This window comes from Rhodococcus sp. NPDC077669 (assembly GCF_040686915.1).
In the GTDB taxonomy this organism is placed as follows: domain Bacteria; phylum Actinomycetota; class Actinomycetes; order Mycobacteriales; family Mycobacteriaceae; genus Rhodococcoides; species Rhodococcoides fascians.
In genome coordinates this window covers 112,646-131,904 of sequence record NZ_JBFBMD010000012.1, presented here as the reverse complement: position 1 = coordinate 131,904, position 19,259 = coordinate 112,646, and the positions used below count along the sequence as shown (strand labels likewise).

Here is a 19,259-nt window from a genome sequence, read left to right as displayed (position 1 = left end):
CTCAATCACCCCCCCCCCCCCCCCCTCTTTTCTTTGGCGCCCCTCCTGGGGGTTTGTTGGTGTTTGTGGGTTGGCGCGGGGGGGGGGCCCCCCCCCCCCCCCCCCCCCCCCCCCCCCCCACGACCGCAGCCGCGTCCGATTTCCGCTAGCACTGGCGGGATCGCGCTGACACAGTAGGAGCATGAGCAGCGAACGGCAGGTGCAAGAACTGGACTTCGATCGGTGTTATCGCGCGGTCTCCTCGCGTGACGCACGGTTCGACGGCCAGTTCTTCACCGCCGTCTCCACCACCGGCATCTACTGTCGACCTTCCTGCCCGGCGCGCACCCCCAAGCCCGGCAACGTCTCGTTTTTGGCCACGGCAGCAGCGGCCCAACAATCCGGCTACCGCGCCTGCCGCCGTTGCCAGCCCGACGCCACTCCCGGTTCCCCACGATGGAACATCCACTCGGATCTGAGTTCTCCTGCGATGCGGCTGATCTCCGACGGAGCCGTCGAGCGCGGGGGCGTCGACGGCCTCGCCAGCACCCTCGGCTACTCGAGCCGGCAATTGACCCGCGTTCTGACGGCAGAAGTGGGTGCCGGGCCGCTCGCGTTGGCTCGCGCCCATCGCGCGCATACCGCCCGCACGTTGATCCAGACCACCGACATGTCGATGGCCGACATTGCCTTCGCCGCCGGCTTCTCGAGCGTCCGCCAGTTCAACGACACCGTCAAAGAGGTCTTCGCGGTCGATCCGACGACCCTGCGGCGAGAAGCGCACCGGTCGGCCGTACCTACTGCGGGTGGCACCGTCACGTTGCGCCTGCCGTACCGCGCGCCGCTGGACCGCGGCTGGGTCGAGTGGTTTCTTCGAGGCCATGTGGTCGAGGGCATCGAATCGTTTTCCGACGACGGCGAATACGTGCGTTCACTGCAGTTACCGCACGCTGCCGGACTGGTGGCACTGCGCATCCTGGACGGATTCGTCAGCGCCGCACTGACTCTGCAGGACATGCGCGATCTCGCTCCGGCCGTGGCCAGGATCCGACACCTGCTCGATCTCGACGCCGATCCGCTTGCCGTCGACGAAGCCCTGCGCGCCGACCCCCAACTCGCGCCGAGCGTCGACGCCCATCCGGGTATCAGGGCACTCGGGGTCGTCGACGGGGCGGAGATGTTGCTGCGCACCGTCATCGGGCAACAGATCTCGCTGAAGGCTGCGGCGACCCACACCGCCAGGCTCGTCGACGCGCTCGGGGCACCACTGGATTTCGGCGACGGACGCGTCGGACGGCTGTTCCCCGACGCTGCCGTCATCGCCGAACGCGGCCACGAGGTCCTCACCGGCCCGGCGGCTCGGGTTCAGACCGTCATCCGCGTCGCCGACGCCATCGCGTCGGGAACGGTGACATTGCACCCCGCGCGGGAGGGTCCCGATCTGGAACGAGAACTGCTCGCGCTGAAGGGAATCGGGCCGTGGACGGCCCGCTATGTCGTCATGCGACTGCTGGGCGACCCCGACGTTCTGCTCGACACCGATCTCGTTGTCCGCCAGGGCGCGCAGGCGCTGGACATTTCTTTGAAGAACTCCCAACGCTGGGCACCGTGGCGTTCGTACGTCTCGATGCACCTGTGGATCACCGCACTGGAAAGAAGGCAGGCATGATGGCCACCTCCGCAACGCAGGACACCCCTATCGGTCCGTTCACCATCATCGTCGACGCCGATCAGCGCGTGCTGGCGTCGGGCTGGACCGCCGATGTCGAGGAACTCCGAGTGTTGATCCATCCGACGTTGCGACCCACCGACGTCCGCTCGGCGACCGACCTCGGCGCCGTCACCGCAGCTGTCGACTCCTATCACCGCGGCGACGTCGACCGCATCGACGACATCGACGTCGCACAACGATCGGGCGAATTCCTGATGCACGCCTGGGACGTGCTGCGCACTGTCGAACCTGGAGCGCCGGTGACGTACTCCGCGTTCGCGGAATTGTCCGGACGGCCGACGGCGATTCGCGGTGCCGCGTCGGCGTGCGCGCGCAATGCCGCCGCCCTGTTCGTACCGTGCCACCGAGTGGTTCGGATCGGCGGTGCACTCGGCGGATTCCGTTGGGGACTGCCGACGAAGAAGTGGCTGTTGGCCCACGAGGCGCTCTGACCGACACCGCGTCGGAGTGGGACGTTAAGGTTCTTCACGAACCGCCACCCGCCGAATGTGAGGACCCACCGTGACCGAATCGGCAGTTCCCGGCAGTACTGCGAAGCCCGCGAAGTCCGGACGAGATCGCGGGGACCTCATCGGAACCGGTGGCCTCTGGCTGGCGAAATGGTCGCTCATCCTGATCTCCATCGCGGCCGGCGCGTGGGTGTTCGGTTGGCTGATCGGTCATCTCTGGGTGATTCTGCTACCGGTTCTACTCGCGGTGATCGTGGCCACGGTTCTGTGGCCACCTGCGAAACTGATGATGCGCCTTGGCTTTCCGCCTGCGCTGGCATCGTCCGTGTCGCTCGTGGTGTTCTTCGTCGTGATCGGCGGGGTCATCACTCTGATCATTCCGTCGGTGGCCGAGCAGGCTCCCGAGTTGGTCGATCAGGCGTCGGGCGGCATCGGTCAGGTGCAGGACTGGCTCAAGGGTCCTCCGCTCAACATCGGCGACGACCAGATCGACAATGCGGTATCGGCCATCGTCTCGCGGCTGCAAGACAGCGGCGACGTCATCGCGACCGGCGTGTTCAGCGGCGTCTCGGCAGCCGGTTCCATCCTCGTGACCCTTGCCCTGGTGCTCGTGCTGTCGTTCTTCTTCGTCAAGGACGGCCCGAAGTTCCTGCCGTGGCTGCACGGATTCTCCGGCGGCCGCGCGGGACGCCATCTCGGCGAAGTCCTCTCCCGCATGTGGGTGACGCTGGGCGGTTTCATCCGGACCCAGGCCATCGTCAGCTTTATCGACGCGTTCTTCATCGGGCTCGGATTGGTGATCCTCGGTGTCCCGCTGGCATTGGTGCTCGCCACCCTGACGTTCCTCGGTGGCTTCATCCCCATCGTCGGTGCGTTCGTTGCGGGCGCTCTCGCTGTGCTCGTCGCATTGGTGGCCAACGGCTTGACGACCGCGTTGATCGTGCTCGCGATCATCCTCGCGGTGCAGCAGCTCGAAGGCAACGTGCTGCAGCCGATCCTGCAGAGCCGCAGCATGAATCTGCATCCAGCGATCGTGCTGCTGGCCGTCACCGGCGGCAGCTCGCTGTTCGGGATCATCGGCGCGTTCCTCGCAGTGCCCGCTGCCGCGGTGGCTGCTGTGCTGATTCGCTACGTCTCCGAACAGATCGACGAGCGATCGAACGAGCCCGATCAGGACGAGCTCGAGGATCAGATCCCCGCACCCGAGGGACTGACCGACGAACAGGCCGGCCTCGAAGATGAGGACGAGGACGAGGACGCTACGACGGAGAAGAAGTAGCTCCGATCAGGACGCGACGACCTGCAGTGTCGAGCCCGCGCGTCCACGCTTGACGTAGAGGCGGCTCGGAATGCGCTGACGCATTTCGTCGACGTGACTGACGACTCCGACGACGCGGCCGCCCGCACGTAATTCGTCGAGCACGGCCATCACCGATTCCAGCGTGTCCGCATCCAGCGTGCCGAACCCCTCGTCGATGAACATGGTGTCGAGAACGACCCCGCCGGATTCGGCGGCCACGACATCGGCGAGACCCAGCGCGAGCGAGAGCGACGCCAGAAACGCCTCGCCGCCCGACAACGTCTTGGCCGAACGCACCACACCGGTGTAGTCGTCGCGGATGTCGAGACCGAGCCCACCCCGCTTTCCGCGGACGCCGGCCTCGTCGGAGTGCACGAATTCGTAACGACCGGAGGACATCCGACGCAAGCGCGCCGATGCCGACTCGGCGACGTCCTCGAGACGGGACGCAAGCACGTAGGACCGCAGCGACATCTTGCGTGCATTCTGCCCACGCCCGGCGACCACATCCGCCAGGTTGGCGAGCTCGTCGAACTCGGCGCGTTGCGGCGCGATGGCCGCAGCCGCCACGAACAGTTCGGCGATCAGCCGCTCGAGCTCGTCCGCGCGTCGGCGACACTCGGCCACCTCCCCCGCGGCAACCTTCGCCGCGCCGTCCAGTTCGGCGAACCGGGCACGCAGCGGATCCAGGTCGATCGGCGGTTGCCCGCTCTGGGCGACGATGCCGGGTTCGAGCAGCACGTGTTCGGCGTGTGCCCGACGCTCCTCTGCCAGACGAAGCTCGGTCTCGATCTGCTCGACGCGGTCTTCGGTGAGAACGGCATCTGCTGCTGCATCGGCGGAATCGAAGTTCGATGCCGATACCCGTCGATCCAGTTCGCCGCGCAGCGCGGCGTGCTGCTCACTGGCGTCGAGCCAGGCGATTCGCGCTTCCTGCAGGCGGCGGGCACCGTCGATCAGCTTCTCGCACTGGGCAATTCGCTCGGTCAACGATGTGCCTTCGGCAATTTCCTCGGCTACCGACGCTCGCATCTGCGCCACCGATCGCTCGGTGGCTGCGATGCGTTCGTCGAGCGCGCTGCGCCTGGCGACGAGATCCTGCAGCGTGACCGCCAGCGCATCCGACTCGGCGCGCAGCCGGCGCAGCTCGGCCGTCGCCGGGTCGAGGTCGGCGGCCCTCGCTCGGGCGTCTCGGACGGCAGTCGTCGCCGCATCGAGGGTGTGAGCAAGCTCCGCGGCGGAGGCTCCGCCCGTCCGGTCGTGCAGCAGATCGACCGCACGACTGGCGTCGGCGACGGCCGCGATCGACCGTTCCAGCTCGGCAGCGCATTTTCGCTCCGCGGCAGCGGCCTTGTCCTCCTGCGCTTTCGTGACCGTCGACGTGGCGGCAGCCGCCGGATTCGGGTGTTCGGCCGACCCGCAGACGACACAGGGCGCACCGGACTCGAGGCGGGCCGCCAGCTCTGCGGCCATGCCGTCGATGCGGCGTTCTCGCAGCTCGAGCAAGTGTTCCCAGGCGCTGTTGCGCGCGGTTGCGGCACGGTCCCTGACGCGTTCTGCCTCGACGAGAACGGCTCGGGTCCGCACCAATTCGAGGGCCGACTCAGCGGCCGCCTGAGCGCGGGCGCACCGCTCGTCCAGTCCCGGAAGCTCGGCAGCGGCCGCAGCTGCGCGCGCCACCCGCGCTTCCACAGCGGCGAGGGTCTCGGGAAGTGTCGCCTGTTTCGTCGTCGTGCGTTCGATGGCAGCAACGGTCTCGGCACGCTGTCTGCGCTGTTCTGCGAGCTCGGCGTCCAGCCGGTCGGCCTCACGGGCTGTCCCGAGCAGCGACTGCAGCCGTGCGACATCGGTGGTCCATGCTCGCACGAACTCGGCAACCACTGCTCGCTCGTCGGCCGGATCGTTCTGTACCGGCGGCCACTGCAGTGCGTCGTGGAAGCGCCTGCCCTCCGCGGACGTCGGCAGTGCCTGTTCCCCGGCGGTCAGCGCTGTGGTGGCCGCATCTGCGGTGGTGGCGGCAAGGCGCAGATCGGCGACGGCGTCGGCGATGGGACCCGCAGCAGCAGAATCGGCCAGTTCCGCGCGGCGCGCTGCTCGGGCGGAACTGCCGTCCCGGTACTGCGCGAGTTGCTCTTCGGCGATGGCGCGTCGGCGCTGCAGGTCCAGGGCGCTGGTGGCCTCGGCCAGCGCGGCGGACGCACGCCCGGCTGCCGCGTCGACCAGCACCGCACGACCCTGGGCGAGAGTTCTGTTCTGCCGTGCACCGTCCAGAACCCGTGCCGCCCATTCGAGGGGATCCTGGGCCTGCTCACCGGGCGCGGCGTCGTCGGTGGACGGCTCGGGTACGCCCGCGGCCTGGGACACTCTGCCCAGCATGATGTCGATGGCCTGGTCGGCGTCGGCAAGACCGGCGGCCAATTCTCGACGCCGCTCAGCGAACCATTCCTCCACGTCGCCGAATCTGCCTGTGTCGAAGAGTCTTTCGAGTAGGTTTCCTCGCTCGTCGCTGTCTGCTCGCAGAAACTTCGCGAACTCGCCCTGCGGCAACAACACCACTTGAAAGAACTGATCGGCACTCATTCCGAGCAACCCGTTGACCGCGTCGCCGATCTCGTTGAGCCGCGTCAAGTTCTGCCCACGCCCGTCGAGCCACGTGAGACTCGCCTTGGCATGCTGCTTGGTGGTGCCGGCAGTCCTGAGCTTGGGGCGCAGAAACTCCGGACTGCGCACGATCCTGATTCGTCGCCCACCGAGCGTTGCTTCGAGGGTCACCTGCGGGACGGCACCTCTCGCGGCGTGGTCGGACAGCAGCCTCTTGCCCTCCCGCCGTGCTCCGGGAACGGTGCCGTAGAGCGCAAAGGCAACGGCGTCGAGCACTGTCGTCTTCCCGGCTCCGGTCTGGCCGTGCAACAGAAACAACCCGTCGGCTCCCAGCGCGTCGAAATCGACCGTCTCCGTTCCCGCGAAGGGGCCGAAGGCGGTGATCTCGAGTGAGTGCAGCCTCATGCAGCGCCGCGGTCGACGGTGCTCGCCGGTGTGCGCGTGGATTCGGCCTCGCGCTGCACGGAAGCAAGAGCGCGCTCGAAGAGCGCGGACTCGGCTGCGGTGGGCGCGCTCCGCATGTCCGTCAGGAACGACGTCGCGATCTCGAGGTCGCTGCGGCCGCGGACACGATCGCGATACCGAAGCCCCCCGTCGTCTTCGGGTCGACGCCACTCGAGATGGATCGCGTGCCGAAAACGCTGTTGCAGCAACCGCATTGCATCGACGGGACGTACCTCGTCGGTCAGCACCGCCGAGACGTAGTGGTCCTCGTATTCGGAAAAGGCTGCGTGAGTGGTCAATTCCTCGACCGTGCCCTCGATGCGGGCGAGACCGCGAACCACCGGCAAGTCCACTCGATCGACGCTGCCGAGCCCGTCGGCGTCGAGTTCGAGAATCCACACGGCCTTACGGTGCGAGCGTTCGCCGAACGAGTACGGCAACGGGGAGCCGGAGTACCGGACCCGCTCGGTGAGTGTCTGCGGAGAATGCAGATGGCCCAGGGCCACGTAGTCGACGCCGTCGAATGCCGATGCCGGTGCCGTTTCGATTCCACCGGAGGAAATCGATCGCTCGGAACCGGTTGCTTCACCGCCGACGATGAACGCATGCGCGAGGACGACGGACCGAACATGTTGCCCTGCTTCGTCTCTCGCTGCGAGGTCGGCGCGCACCAGGTCCATTGCAGCATCGAGCACCTCGGCGTGCGTCCGTGCCGCCGGAACGTCGAGTTCGACTCGGGTGGTCTCGGGCTCGAGGTACGGAATGCCGTAGAACGCAACCGATCCGTGCTCGTCGTCGACGACCACCGGGGTCGCGACGTTGCCGACCTTGGTCATCAGATGCAGTCCACCGGCCGACGCGAACGCAGCTCCGGCACCCAACCGAGCGGGCGAATCGTGGTTACCCGACGTCGCGACGATGACGGCTCCGGCGGCTCTGATCGCTTCGAGTCCGCGATTGCAGACCACTACGGCATCCGCGCTCGGCACGGCGCGGTCGTAGATGTCACCCGGGACGACTACCACGTCGATCGACTGTGCGGCAACCAGTTCCGCGATGGACTCGAGCACTGCGCCCTGATCGGCCAACAGGTCGACACCGTGAAAGGTGCGACCTATGTGCCAGTCCGAGGTGTGCAGGATTCTCATGTCGACGACGCTATCGGCAACCACCGACAAACTATTCGAGGCTCGTCGGCCTGTCGGGCGTGAGCATCGACCCACAGCTCGTCTCGCCCGAACTTGTCGGTGGCGTGCTGCATCATCGGCACCATGAACATTCTCACCGCGCTCGGCCTGCTCGTCGCCCTCGCCATCGGCGGCGTGGTGGGGTGGCTGTTGCATGCCTCTCGGGTGGGTGATCGGGCCGTACGAGCGGAGGCACAGCTGGCGGCTCTACGCCAGAACGAGGCGCTGCTTCGCCAGTCGCTGAGCGCGGTGAACGAGGATTCCGCGCGGCGCAATTCGACTGTCATCGGCCAACAGGTGTCCCATCTGGTGGAGCCACTGCACGACGCCGTCGATGCCCTGGCCGAGCACGTTCGAGAAGTCGAGCACCACCGCATCAGGGCGTACGCGGGCCTGTCGGAACAGGTCACCGGAATGCATCGCGCGTCGATGCAGCTCTCCATGCAGACCGGACAACTGGTCACCGCGCTGCGCGCACCGCAGATCCGAGGTCGGTGGGGCGAGATCCAGCTCGAACGGGTCGTCGAACTCGCCGGAATGGTCAAGCACTGCGACTTCGACACTCAGGTGAGCAAGGACGGCTTTCGACCCGACATGATCGTTCGCCTCGCCGGCGATCGGCAGATCGTCGTCGACGCCAAGGTGCCGTTCGCGGCCTACCTCGACGCCGCGCAGGACGAAGAACCCGGTGCTCGCGACAAGCATCTGCGCCGCCACGCCAAGCAGTTGCGCACCCACATCGATCAACTGGCAGACAAGGCCTACTGGGAGGCATTCGAGCCGACGCCGGAGTTCGTCGTCCTGTTCGTTCCCGGCGACCCGTTTCTCGACGCCGCGCTGACGTCGGATACGAGCCTGCTGGAGTACGCCTTCGGCCGGAACGTGATTCTTGCCACCCCGACCACTCTGGTCGCTCTGCTGCGCACCGTCGCGTACACCTGGAAGCAGGAGTCGATCGCCGAGGACGCGGCGCGGATCCACCAGCTGGGCCGCGAACTGTACGGCCGCATCGGAATCGTCTCGACACATCTCGACAAGCTCGGAGCCCACCTCGGCAAGGCCGTGGAGTCCTTCAACTCCACGGTCGGGTCGGTCGACAGCAGGGTGGGTGTCACCGCACGCAAGCTGCACGAGCTCGAGCTGTTCGACGCCGAACCGGTGGAGATCGCACGCGTGGACGAGCGTCCCAAGCTGTCCGATTCGTCCCGCTACCGGCACGACTTCGGTCATGTCAGCGATGCAGTCGGCTGAACTACGGCTAACCTCGAGGGGTGTCTACCTCCCAACGTGCCCGATCCGGGGTACCGCTGGATCACCGATCCATCCTCGCGACCCTGCCCGGCGTACCAGCGTGGGGTGCCGTTGCGATCGCCGCAGGGCTGACCTTTCTCGGATTTCTCATCGACGCCGCGCGTGGAACCGAGCTGACCGGTGCGTTCGCGTTCCTCTACATCCTCGGCTGCATCGCGGCGGTATTGCTGGTCCGCTACCGCGGACTGTTCACCGCGATGGTCCAAGCCCCGTTGATTCTGTTCGTGGCAGTGCCGCTGTCGTACCAGTACTTCACCGACAACGCGGGCACCAGCCTCAAGGACATCATCCTGAACGTGGCGATTCCGCTGGTCAACCGATTTCCATTGATGCTGCTCGGCACCCTCGTGGCCGTCGGCCTCGGTGCCGTACGCATCGTGCTGAAGCGACAGAACACGCACGCGCCCGCAGTTCGACGCAGCACGAAGACCGCCGACACCGCTCGGCGTCGCACGAAATCGGAAGACGCCCCTCGTCGAAGCACCAAAGCCGGCGACTCCGCTCGCCGGAGCCCGACCTCCGAGGACGACACACTCACCCGGGCACAGCGGCGAGCGCAGGAAGACCGTCCGTCGCGCGCACGTAGCCGTCGAGCTGCGGCGGACCGTGACGACGTGTCCGCGGTCGAGGCCACCGACATCGTGCCCGAGCCGTACGTGGGCCGCCGAACAAACACTCGCGCCGCAACCGACTCCGGTGCCGCGCCACGACGGTCGGCAACAACCCCCGGGACGACGCCCGGATACGCACGTCAGGCGAGTCCGCAGCCCGAGTACCAGCGGCCCTCCCGCTCGCACGCCCAGTACCCGCAGGATCGCACGCCCCCACCCGGCGTAGCGCGCCCATCGCGGCCGCAGCCGTCCGAGGCACCGTATTCGACGGAACCTCGCCGGGAGCGTTCGCCTCGGGTTCAGCCGCCGCGGGACGCCGTCGATCCGTACTCCAGCAGCGCTCGGCACACAGTCGAACCGGTTGTGAACGACGCGCCGCCGAACGTGCGCCGTGACGACATTCCTCCGCATCCGGTGCCGCAGGTTCGGTACCGCGACCGCCACGCCGACGACTGACCCCACCGACACCGGCCGGTCATGGACCGGTCAGCGTGCGGGGCGCAGCTCGCGGGGCAAGGAAAAGACCAGGGTCTCGTTCGCGGTGGTGACGGGCTGCACGTCCGCGTATCCGTGCTCGGCGAACAGGTCGATGACGCCCTGAACCAGGATCTCCGGCACGGACGCTCCCGACGTGATGCCGATGGTCTCGACGCCGTCGAGCCACGCCAAGTCGATCTCTTTTGCGTAGTCCACCAGGTAGCTGGCCCGTGCGCCGGCACCGAGGGCGACCTCGACCAGGCGCACCGAGTTCGACGAGTTTCTCGAGCCGACGACGATCACCAGATCGCACTCCGGTGCCATCGCCTTCACCGCGACCTGACGGTTCTGCGTGGCGTAGCAGATGTCGTCGCTCGGCGGATCCTGCAAGGTCGGGAAGCGCTCCCGCAGCTTCGCGACCGTCATCATGGTCTCGTCGACGCTCAGCGTGGTCTGCGAAAGCCAGATGACCTTGTTCTCGTCGCGCACCGTGACGCTGTCCACCGACTCCGGGCCGTCCACGAGCTGGATGTGCTCGGGTGCCTCACCTGCGGTGCCCTCGACCTCCTCGTGGCCCTCGTGGCCGATGAGCAGAATGTCGTAGTCGTCTCGGGCGAACCGCTTGGCTTCCTGGTGCACCTTGGTCACCAGCGGGCAGGTCGCGTCGATCGTCCGCAGGTTCCGCTCAGCGGCAGAAGTGTGCACCGCAGGCGAGACACCGTGCGCCGAGAACACCAGCAGCGAACCCTCGGGCACCTCGTCGGTCTCCTCGACGAACACCGCACCGCGATCGGACAGCGTCTCGACCACGTGCTTGTTGTGCACGATCTCCTTGCGCACGTACACCGGCGCACCGTGCTGTTCGAGTGCCTTCTCGACGGTCTCGACGGCGCGATCCACGCCCGCGCAGTAGCCGCGCGGCTCGGCGAGAAGCACTCGCTTACCCCCGGCATGCGCGGTCGTGTGCGAGCCGGCGGAGTGTGCGATACCAAGATTCAAAGGAACAGCCGAAGACATACCTCCCAGGATACGTGTATCGCAGCAACCGGGTCATTCCGCAGGCCCTGGCCTGTCGGCTACCCAAAGACGACGACTTCGGGCAGTCTGGTGTGCATGACTCGACTCCCCTTTGCGGCGCGGGTGGCTGCAGGCGTCGCCGTGACCGTCGTGGAAGAGGCCCGCAAGCTTCCCGGTTCCGCGTTGATGTTGCCGATGACCGTCGTCAGCGAGGCGTTGGCGCGCGGCATGCGGCTTCAGCAGCAGGTGACAGCCCTCGCCATCAAGGGCGATCTGGTCATTTCGGCTCTGCCGGTGATCGGAACTCCGCGCGAGGAGCAGCCGTCGTGGGCGAGTTTCGACGAGGACGACGACGACGCGTTCCCGGCCACGTCGAGGTTCGACTCCGCAGCAGTCACCGATGACGTCGATGTTCCCGACACACCGGTGGCCGAGCCCATCGCCGCGAACGGACGATTTGCTCTGTACTCGACGCCTCCGCTGGACGAACCGGTGCAGGACACGTCGGCGAAGCCCGCAGCAGCTGCGACGAAGCCCGAGATCGTCGAGATGATCGACTTCGACACTCTTGCCCTGGCTCAGTTGCGCGCACGGCTGCGCACGCTGTCCATCGAGGATCTGGAGACCCTGCTCGAGTACGAGAACGCGACGTCGGCTCGCGCACCGTTCCAGACCATGCTCGCCAACCGAATCACCACCGCCAAGGCGAAGTGAGCACTCCCCCCACTCAGTCCGGCCCCGCTCCATCCGGTGCGAGTACCGCCGAACAACCATGGCCGGTGCGCACCGTCGCGATGAAGGTGGCCGGGTGGATCGACAAACTCGGCAGCATCTGGGTCGAGGGACAGCTGACGCAGATCAACGCCCGCCCCGGCACACGCACGGCATTTCTGACTCTGCGTGATCCGTCGGCGGACATGTCGTTGTCGGTGACCTGCTCGCCTCAGCTGCTGGATCGTTCGCCCGTTCCGCTGGCCGAGGGCGCGCGCGTCATCCTCTACGGCAAGCTGTCGTTCTTCACCGGCCGCGGCACCATTTCGCTGCGCGCCACCGATATTCGCGCTGTGGGTGTCGGCGAACTACTGGCCCGCATCGAACGGCTCCGGGCTCTGCTGGCGGCCGAAGGACTGTTCGACCCGCGACTCAAGCGTCCGCTGCCGTTCCTGCCCGGCACCATCGGGCTCATCACCGCTCGCGCCAGCGCAGCCGAGAAGGACGTCCTCACCGTCGCGCAGAGGCGTTGGCCCGCAGTGCGATTCGAGGTACGGAACACTCCGGTTCAGGGTCCGCAAGCGGTGCCGGCAATCCTGGACGCGTTGAGGGATCTGAACGACGACCCGCGCGTCGACGTCATCGTTCTCGCCCGCGGCGGCGGTAGCGTCGAGGACCTGTTGCCGTTCTCCGACGAGGCACTGTGCCGGGCCATCTCACGGGCGACGACGCCGATCGTCAGCGCCATCGGACACGAACCCGACAGTCCCCTCAGCGATCACGTCGCCGACCTGCGCGCCGCCACCCCCACCGATGCCGCCAAGCTCGTGGTGCCCGACGCCGTCGCCGAACAAGCGTTGGTCGCGGAGCTGAAGGCCAGAAGCGCTGCAGCGCTCCGCAATTGGGTGGAACGGGAGGCGCGCGGGCTGGATATGCTGCGGCATCGACCCGTGTTGGCCGATCCGTTGGCGGCCCTCGAACAGCGTCGCGAGGAAGTTCGGCGACTCGCCGAGGCAGCTCGACGCGACGTGCAGCGCGAGCTGACCACCCAGGACACGCTCGTCGAACATCTGCGGGCGAGACTGTCGACGCTGGGGCCTGCTGCCACACTTGCCCGGGGCTATGCCGTCGTACAGCGGGTGGTGCCGGGTGCCGATCCCGAGGTACTGCGTTCGGTCGAGGACGCGCCGCCGGGTACACAGATCAGGGTGCGGGTGGCCGACGGTGCCGTCACCGCCGCAGTAATGGGCCGAGTGAAATGACGCCGAGTGAAAAGACAGAGGGAGATTCGATGAGCGAGAACGAAGACAAGCCGGTGTCCGAACTGGGCTACGAGGAAGCCCGCGACGAGCTGGTCGGAGTGGTGAAGATCCTCGAGCAGGGCGGGCTCGATCTCGACGCATCCCTCGCTCTGTGGGAGCGCGGCGAACAATTGGCGACGCGCTGCGAAGAACAACTGGCGGGCGCACGCAAGCGCATCGAGACCGCGCTGGCGAGCACCGAGAACGACAGCTAGGGCGCGAGCGGTTCGGTGGCCTCGACCGCAGCCGCGAGAGTGGTGAATTCCTCGGTGTTCGCCGTGCCGCCCAACAGGATTCGCACGTCACCGAAGTCCGAGACCCAGTAGGTGCGCGAGCCTTCCTCGCCGTACACGACCCAGTCTCGACCCGAGACGTTCTGCGCGCCCGACGCGTACACCGTCTCCCCGGCCACGAACGGCACCACCAGTTCCTCGGACGCGGCCGTCTGAGTCAACTGCAGGTACGCACCCGATCCGGTGATGTATCCGACAGTCGACGCCGCTCCACCACTGTCACCGGAAATGGTCGCGCGGCTCCCCGAATTGGGCGTCCATTCCTCGGGAACGACCGGATTGCGCACCGGGAACCCTATTTCGGCCGCGTCGTACTGCAGTGCCGAGTTCACGTCGAAGTTGGGAATGGGTCCCTGCTTGGGTCCACCCGGGCTCAACGAGCACTGACTGGCCACGCCTGCGATCAACAAACACGCAATGACCAGCGGAATCAGCGACCAGACCATGTCGCGGTTGTTGTTGAGAATCCGAGGTTTGCTGTTTGCCACATCTCCAGTATCCCCTCTGTGCGGCAGTGCTCGGTCGGCGCGTACCTCACAGTCGACCCGACCCCACCGCGGGCATCACAGAAGTGAGATAATCCTGCCTGGGTAACACCCCACCAACCAGGAGGCTACAAACCGATGACGGCCAGCACCGAGTCCACTCGCGCCATGGCGCCAGATCGCAACCTCGCACTCGAACTCGTCCGCGTCACCGAGGCCGGTGCGCTCGCCTCGGGTCGCTGGGTCGGTCGGGGCGACAAGGAAGGTGGCGACGGAGCAGCCGTCGACGCGATGCGTCAGTTGGTCAGCTCGGTCTCCATGCGCGGCGTCGTCGTCATCGGCGAAGGCGAGAAGGACGAAGCGCCGATGCTCTACAACGGCGAGCAGGTCGGCAACGGAAACGGACCCGAGGTGGACTTCGCCGTCGACCCCGTCGACGGAACCACCCTGATGGCCAAGGGCATGCCCAACGCCATCTCGGTACTCGCCGTCGCCGAACGCGGCGCGATGTTCGACCCCTCGGCCGTGTTCTACATGGAGAAGATCGCCGTCGGACCCGATTACGCCGACGTCATCGACATCACCGTCCCCGTCGCCGAGAACATCGCCCGCATCGCCAAGATCAAGAAGGGTTCAGCCTCCGACGTGACGGTGTGCATCCTCGATCGCCCCCGGCATGCCGAACTGATCCAGCAGGTGCGCGACGCCGGATCACGCATCCGGTTGATCTCCGACGGTGACGTCGCCGGTGCCATCGCCGCCGCTCGTCCCGACTCCGGCACCGACATGCTCATCGGCACCGGCGGAACGCCCGAGGGCATCATCGCGGCCGCCGCGATGCGCTGCATGGACGGCGCGATCCTGGGCCGTCTGGCACCCACGGACGACACCGAGAAGCAGAAGGCCATCGACGCCGGCCACGACCTCGATCGCGTCCTCGACACCAAGGACCTCGTCTCGGGTGAGAACGTCTTCTTCACCGCCACCGGCGTCACCGACGGCGACCTGCTGCGCGGCGTCCGCTACGCGGGCGGCGGAGCCCACACCCAGTCCATCGTCATGCGCTCCAAGTCCGGCACCGTGCGCATGATCGACGCCTACCACCGCCTCGAGAAGCTGCGCGAGTACTCCTCGGTGGACTTCGACGCCGACGAATCCGGCCAGGCACCGTCCTTCTGATCCCCGAAACCACGACTGGCAAAGTAAGGCTCATGACGCAGACAGACGAACAGCAGTTCCGGATCGAACACGACACCATGGGAGAGGTTCGCGTCCCCATCGACGCGCTCTGGCGCGCCCAGACGCAGCGTGCGGTGGAGAACTTCCCCATCTCGGGCCGCCCGCTCGAGCGCACCCAGATCCGCGCGATGGGCCTGCTCAAGGCAGCCTGCGCACAGGTCAACAAGGATCTCGGTCTGCTCGACGGCGCATTGGCCGACGCGATCATCGCGGCAGCCAACGAAATCGCCGAGGGCAAGCACGACGATCAGTTCCCGATCGACGTCTTCCAGACCGGCTCGGGCACCAGCTCCAACATGAACGCCAACGAGGTCATCGCGTCGATCGCCAAGGCCAACGGCGTCGAGGTGCACCCCAACGACCACGTGAACATGTCGCAGTCCTCCAACGACACGTTCCCGACGGCCACGCACGTTGCCGCCACCGAAGCAGCCGTCACCTCCCTGGTGCCCGCGCTGCGGCACCTGCACGAGGCTCTGGTGACCAAGGCCACCGAGTGGAAGCACGTCGTGAAGTCCGGACGCACCCACCTGATGGATGCCGTCCCCGTCACTCTCGGTCAGGAATTCGGCGGCTACGCCCGGCAGATCGAGGCCGGCATCGAGCGCGTCGAAGCCACCCTGCCGCGTCTGGGTGAACTGCCCATCGGCGGCACCGCCGTCGGCACCGGCCTCAACGCACCCGACGGCTTCGGCCCGAAAGTCGTTGCTGCTCTGGTGAAGTCGACGGGCATCGACGCCCTCACCGCCGCCAAGGATTCGTTCGAGGCGCAGGCCGCTCGCGACGGACTGGTCGAGGCATCCGGTGCACTGCGCACCATCGCAGTGTCACTGACCAAGATCGCCAACGACATTCGCTGGATGGGATCGGGACCGCTCACCGGACTCGGCGAGATCGCACTCCCCGACCTGCAGCCCGGCAGCTCGATCATGCCCGGCAAGGTGAATCCCGTTCTGCCCGAGGCTGTCACGCAGGTCGCCGCGCAGGTCATCGGTAACGACGCGGCAGTGGCCTTCGGCGGCGCATCGGGTGCCTTCGAGCTCAACGTCTACATCCCGATGATGGCCCGCAACGTTCTCGAATCCTTCAAATTGCTCGCCAACGTCTCGGTGCTGTTCGCCGACAAGTGCGTCGTCGGCCTCGAAGCCAACGTCGAGCACCTCAAGACCCTCGCCGAGTCCTCGCCGTCCATCGTGACGCCGCTGAACTCCGCAATCGGCTACGAGGAAGCGGCCGCAGTCGCCAAGCAGGCACTGAAAGAAAAGAAGACCATCCGCCAGACCGTCATCGACCGCGGACTGATCGGCGACAAGCTCAGCGAAGCAGAACTGGACAAGCGCCTCGACGTCCTCGCCATGGCGAAGGTCAAGGACTAGTTTCGCTGCTCTAACCGCCGGACCCGCAGGACCCGCTGCACCCTTGAACGCGCCCGCCCCCGGTTGGATCAATGTGGGTTTCAGTCACTCAGACTGCAACAAAGTCGCATTAATCCGACCGGGGGCGGGTCGCTTTCGAAAAGGGGCCGAAACCTCAGGCCAGGTGCGCGAGTTCTTCGCGTGCCTTCAGGCCGTCCTCACCCAGATCGGTGCGGTCGAAGATCTTCCAGCCTGCGAGCAACGGCTTGAACACCTTGTCGCGTTCCTGGTCGGCGTCGTAGATGCCGGCTTCGGCGAGGGCGGCGATGCTGCTGCCGCGGTCCGGAAGCTCGATCTCGGGGATCTTGAAGCCGTTGATTCGGTCGGCCACTGCGCGCGCAGCCTGATCGGGTACGACAGCGAATGCTTCGTCGAGGATGCTGGCGAAGAATGCCGACTGCAGCTCGTCGTCGTCGGCGATTCTGCCGAGGATGGTGGCCAGCACCGGATCCTTGCCCAAAGCGATGGTGTTGCGGTTACGCAGGGCGGCGGCAGCTTCTTCGATGGCGAAGTGCGCCAGAATGTCGAGCAGCCGCTGGCTGGGCGCGTCGAATCCGAGGGTCATGTGTTCCATCCGGACTCGCTCGAGGGCGACCGGATCGACAGCGCGGGTGAGCACCAGGAAGTTGCGCAGCACGATCGACTGTCGGTTCTCTTCCGACGTCCAGCGGCCCGTCCACTTCCACCAGGCACCGAGGCCGGTGAGGGCGTGGGCCAATTCCCGGTGGTAGGCGGGGAGGTTGTCGGCCACCAACACGCCCACCGTGGCGGACAGAATTTCGACGTCGCTCAGGTGCGACTGCTCGGGCGACCAATCCTCGCCGCCGAGGAACGCGAAGTTCTTGCCGTCGTCGAACGGCGCGAGCTCATGGGGGTGCCAATCACTCGCTGCCTCGATATGGCGTCGTAGATTCTCTTCGACCGCGGGCTCCAAACGGACCAGCAGATCACCGTCGGACAGGTTCGTAGACATGCGGTAACCGTAGCGCCTGCCGCCGAGCGTCCGACGTCGCGCCCCTGACCTCTGTGAATTCTCCTAACGCCAGGTCGTTGCGGGTCTATCCTCAGGTGCATCCAATCATCGACGTGAGGACTCCTCATGATGCGGTCGGGTCGAAATTTTCTGTGTCTTGCTGTCGTGTGCTCTCTGGTTCTGTTGGCAGGGTGCTCCGAAGACGCACCCACCGCAGACAGTCCACCGGCGTCCGAGCCGGTGCCGACCGAGGATCTGTCGCCCGGCCAGGTTGCCGGCGTCGACGTTCCGGCCGGTCGCGTCGACGATGCGGTCGGCAAGCTCGACGGTATCGCCGACGAACTGATGGCGTCGTCGAACATTCCGGGTATGGCCATTGCCGTCGTGCACGGTTCCGACGTCGTCTACTCGAAAGGCTTCGGCGTTCGCGAAATGGGCAAGGACGACCCGATCGACGGCGACACCGTGTTCCAGCTGGCCTCGCTGTCCAAGTCGGTGGGTGCGACGGTGGTCGCGTCACAGGTGGGAGCGGGTGTCATCGACTGGTCGACGCCGGTGGTCTCCGAGCTGCCGTGGTTTGCGCTGGACGATCCGTGGGTGACTCAGAACATCACGGTCGGCGACTTCTACGCGCATCGAAGCGGACTCCCAGAGCACGAAGGCGATCTGCTCGAAGACCTCGGCTACGACCGCAGACAGATCCTCGAGCGCCTTCGGGAGATGCCCCTCGATCCGTTCCGTTCCACGTATCACTACACCAACTTCGGGATCACAGCCGCGGCCGAGGCCGTCGCTGCCGCCTCGGGCAAGGACTGGGACACCCTCAGCGAGGACACGATCTACGGTCCGCTCGGCATGACCTCGACCAGCTCGTCGTTCTCCGACTACATCGGCCGCGCCGACCGAGCGGTACCTCACGTCCTCGTGGACGGCGAGTATCAGGCCCGATACCAACGCGAACCCGATCCGCAGACGCCGGCCGGTGGCGTCAGCTCCTCGGTGAACGATCTCGCCAGGTGGCTGACGATGCTCATCGCCGACGGCACCCACGACGGGAAGCAGATCGTCGATCCCGACGCCCTCCTTCCTGCCATCAGCGCGCAGATCGTCTCGAGCCCGTCGACGACGGCGGATTCGCGCGCGGGCTACTACGGGTACGGATTCAACGTCTCCACCAGTGCAGCCGGCCGCACGACCGTCAGCCATTCCGGAGCGTTCGCGCTCGGGGCGGGCACGAACTTTCTCTGGATCCCGTCGCTCAACGTCGCCATCGTCGTACTGACCAACGCCGCGCCACTCGGCATCGCAGAAACGGTCACGGCCGAGTTCGCCGACCTCGTGCAGTTCGGCGAGGTACGCGAGGACTGGCGAACGCTGTACAAGAATGCCTTCGCCGGTATGAGCGAGCCGGAGGGCGACCTCGCGGGGAAGACCGCTCCGACGAATGCCGCTACGCCACAACCGCTCACGTCGTACACCGGGGTGTACCAGAACGCCTACTGGGGGCCGGCGACCGTCGCGGAGGTCGACGGGAGGCTGGTGTTGACCCTCGGACCGAACTCGACTTCCTACGAGTTGTCGCACTGGGACGGTGATACGTTCGCGTTCGAGCCGACCGGTGAGAACGCACCGGACGGAACGATTTCTCAGGCGACTTTCGAGGGGAACACGGTCACACTCGAGTTCTTCGACGGCGATGGATTAGGACGGTTCACCAAGTGACTGATACCCGAC

Annotated in this window: 16 protein-coding genes; 11 read left to right on the top strand and 5 right to left on the bottom strand. The window is 66.4% G+C overall.

Translation table 11 applies throughout. The features are described 5' to 3' along the window. Positions 1-181: 181 nt before the first annotated feature. From AB0P23_RS15810 to AB0P23_RS15800, 3 genes are all read left to right on the top strand, one after another. A complete protein-coding gene (locus tag AB0P23_RS15810; protein ID WP_363798162.1) occupies positions 182-1,648 on the top strand; it encodes an AlkA N-terminal domain-containing protein in 1,467 nt (488 codons plus the stop codon). Next, positions 1,648-2,142, top strand: coding sequence for a methylated-DNA--[protein]-cysteine S-methyltransferase (locus AB0P23_RS15805; protein WP_363798171.1), 495 nt, complete (start codon positions 1,648-1,650; stop codon positions 2,140-2,142). Before AB0P23_RS15810 ends, AB0P23_RS15805 begins: the two co-directional genes overlap by 1 nt. A gap of 70 nt (positions 2,143-2,212) precedes the next feature. Beyond that, complete coding sequence (locus AB0P23_RS15800; RefSeq protein WP_363798159.1) at positions 2,213-3,439, top strand: AI-2E family transporter; 1,227 nt, start codon at positions 2,213-2,215, stop codon at positions 3,437-3,439. 6 nt (positions 3,440-3,445) lie between these two features. Here AB0P23_RS15800 and AB0P23_RS15795 read toward each other — a convergent pair whose 3' ends face one another. Continuing rightward, positions 3,446-6,466 carry an SMC family ATPase gene (locus AB0P23_RS15795; protein ID WP_363798156.1) on the bottom strand — a complete coding sequence of 1,007 codons (3,021 nt, stop codon included), beginning with the start codon at positions 6,464-6,466 and terminating at the stop codon, positions 3,446-3,448. After that, complete coding sequence (locus tag AB0P23_RS15790) at positions 6,463-7,653, bottom strand: exonuclease SbcCD subunit D (RefSeq protein WP_032400269.1); 1,191 nt, start codon at positions 7,651-7,653, stop codon at positions 6,463-6,465. The genes AB0P23_RS15795 and AB0P23_RS15790 overlap by 4 nt, the downstream gene beginning before the upstream one ends. A gap of 123 nt (positions 7,654-7,776) precedes the next feature. Here AB0P23_RS15790 and AB0P23_RS15785 point away from each other — a divergent pair, with 123 nt between their 5' ends. Further along, positions 7,777-8,943: a DNA recombination protein RmuC gene (locus tag AB0P23_RS15785; protein WP_032375526.1), complete on the top strand. Its 1,167-nt coding sequence runs from the start codon at positions 7,777-7,779 to the stop codon at positions 8,941-8,943. A 20-nt stretch (positions 8,944-8,963) separates the two neighbouring features. Next, a complete protein-coding gene (locus AB0P23_RS15780) occupies positions 8,964-10,070 on the top strand; it encodes a DUF6542 domain-containing protein (protein ID WP_283541892.1) in 1,107 nt (368 codons plus the stop codon). 30 nt (positions 10,071-10,100) lie between these two features. Here the strand turns inward: AB0P23_RS15780 and AB0P23_RS15775 are convergent, their stop codons facing one another. Continuing rightward, positions 10,101-11,108: a 4-hydroxy-3-methylbut-2-enyl diphosphate reductase gene (locus AB0P23_RS15775; protein ID WP_283541891.1), complete on the bottom strand. Its 1,008-nt coding sequence runs from the start codon at positions 11,106-11,108 to the stop codon at positions 10,101-10,103. 96 nt (positions 11,109-11,204) lie between these two features. Between AB0P23_RS15775 and AB0P23_RS15770 the strand changes: the two genes are divergently transcribed. From AB0P23_RS15770 to AB0P23_RS15760, 3 genes are read left to right on the top strand one after another with little or no spacing between them, the layout of a single operon-like run. Beyond that, on the top strand, positions 11,205-11,822 hold the full coding sequence (locus tag AB0P23_RS15770; protein ID WP_283541890.1) for a lipid droplet-associated protein: 618 nt from the start codon (positions 11,205-11,207) through the stop codon (positions 11,820-11,822). After that, entirely contained in the window at positions 11,819-13,081 is a 1,263-nt protein-coding gene (gene xseA, locus AB0P23_RS15765) for an exodeoxyribonuclease VII large subunit (RefSeq protein ID WP_363798151.1), read from the top strand. The genes AB0P23_RS15770 and xseA overlap by 4 nt, the downstream gene beginning before the upstream one ends. Positions 13,082-13,110: 29 nt before the next feature. Then, positions 13,111-13,335 (top strand): exodeoxyribonuclease VII small subunit, encoded by a 225-nt coding sequence (locus AB0P23_RS15760; RefSeq protein WP_027498133.1) that lies wholly within the window; start codon positions 13,111-13,113, stop codon positions 13,333-13,335. On the opposite strand, the gene AB0P23_RS15755 is transcribed toward AB0P23_RS15760, so the two are convergent. Continuing rightward, positions 13,332-13,901: a DUF4245 domain-containing protein gene (locus tag AB0P23_RS15755; protein WP_027498134.1), complete on the bottom strand. Its 570-nt coding sequence runs from the start codon at positions 13,899-13,901 to the stop codon at positions 13,332-13,334. The two genes, AB0P23_RS15760 and AB0P23_RS15755, sit on opposite strands and share 4 nt — an antisense overlap. Positions 13,902-14,036: 135 nt before the next feature. On the opposite strand from AB0P23_RS15755, the gene glpX reads away from it, so the two are divergent. After that, on the top strand, positions 14,037-15,077 hold the full coding sequence (glpX, locus tag AB0P23_RS15750; protein WP_027498135.1) for a class II fructose-bisphosphatase: 1,041 nt from the start codon (positions 14,037-14,039) through the stop codon (positions 15,075-15,077). 32 nt (positions 15,078-15,109) lie between these two features. After that, positions 15,110-16,513: a class II fumarate hydratase gene (locus AB0P23_RS15745; RefSeq protein WP_027498136.1), complete on the top strand. Its 1,404-nt coding sequence runs from the start codon at positions 15,110-15,112 to the stop codon at positions 16,511-16,513. A gap of 154 nt (positions 16,514-16,667) precedes the next feature. Here the strand turns inward: AB0P23_RS15745 and AB0P23_RS15740 are convergent, their stop codons facing one another. Beyond that, a complete protein-coding gene (locus AB0P23_RS15740; protein WP_032381336.1) occupies positions 16,668-17,525 on the bottom strand; it encodes an acyl-ACP desaturase in 858 nt (285 codons plus the stop codon). Between the two features lie 126 nt (positions 17,526-17,651). On the opposite strand from AB0P23_RS15740, the gene AB0P23_RS15735 reads away from it, so the two are divergent. Beyond that, positions 17,652-19,247, top strand: coding sequence for a serine hydrolase (locus tag AB0P23_RS15735; RefSeq protein ID WP_363798146.1), 1,596 nt, complete (start codon positions 17,652-17,654; stop codon positions 19,245-19,247). Positions 19,248-19,259: the final 12 nt, after the last annotated feature.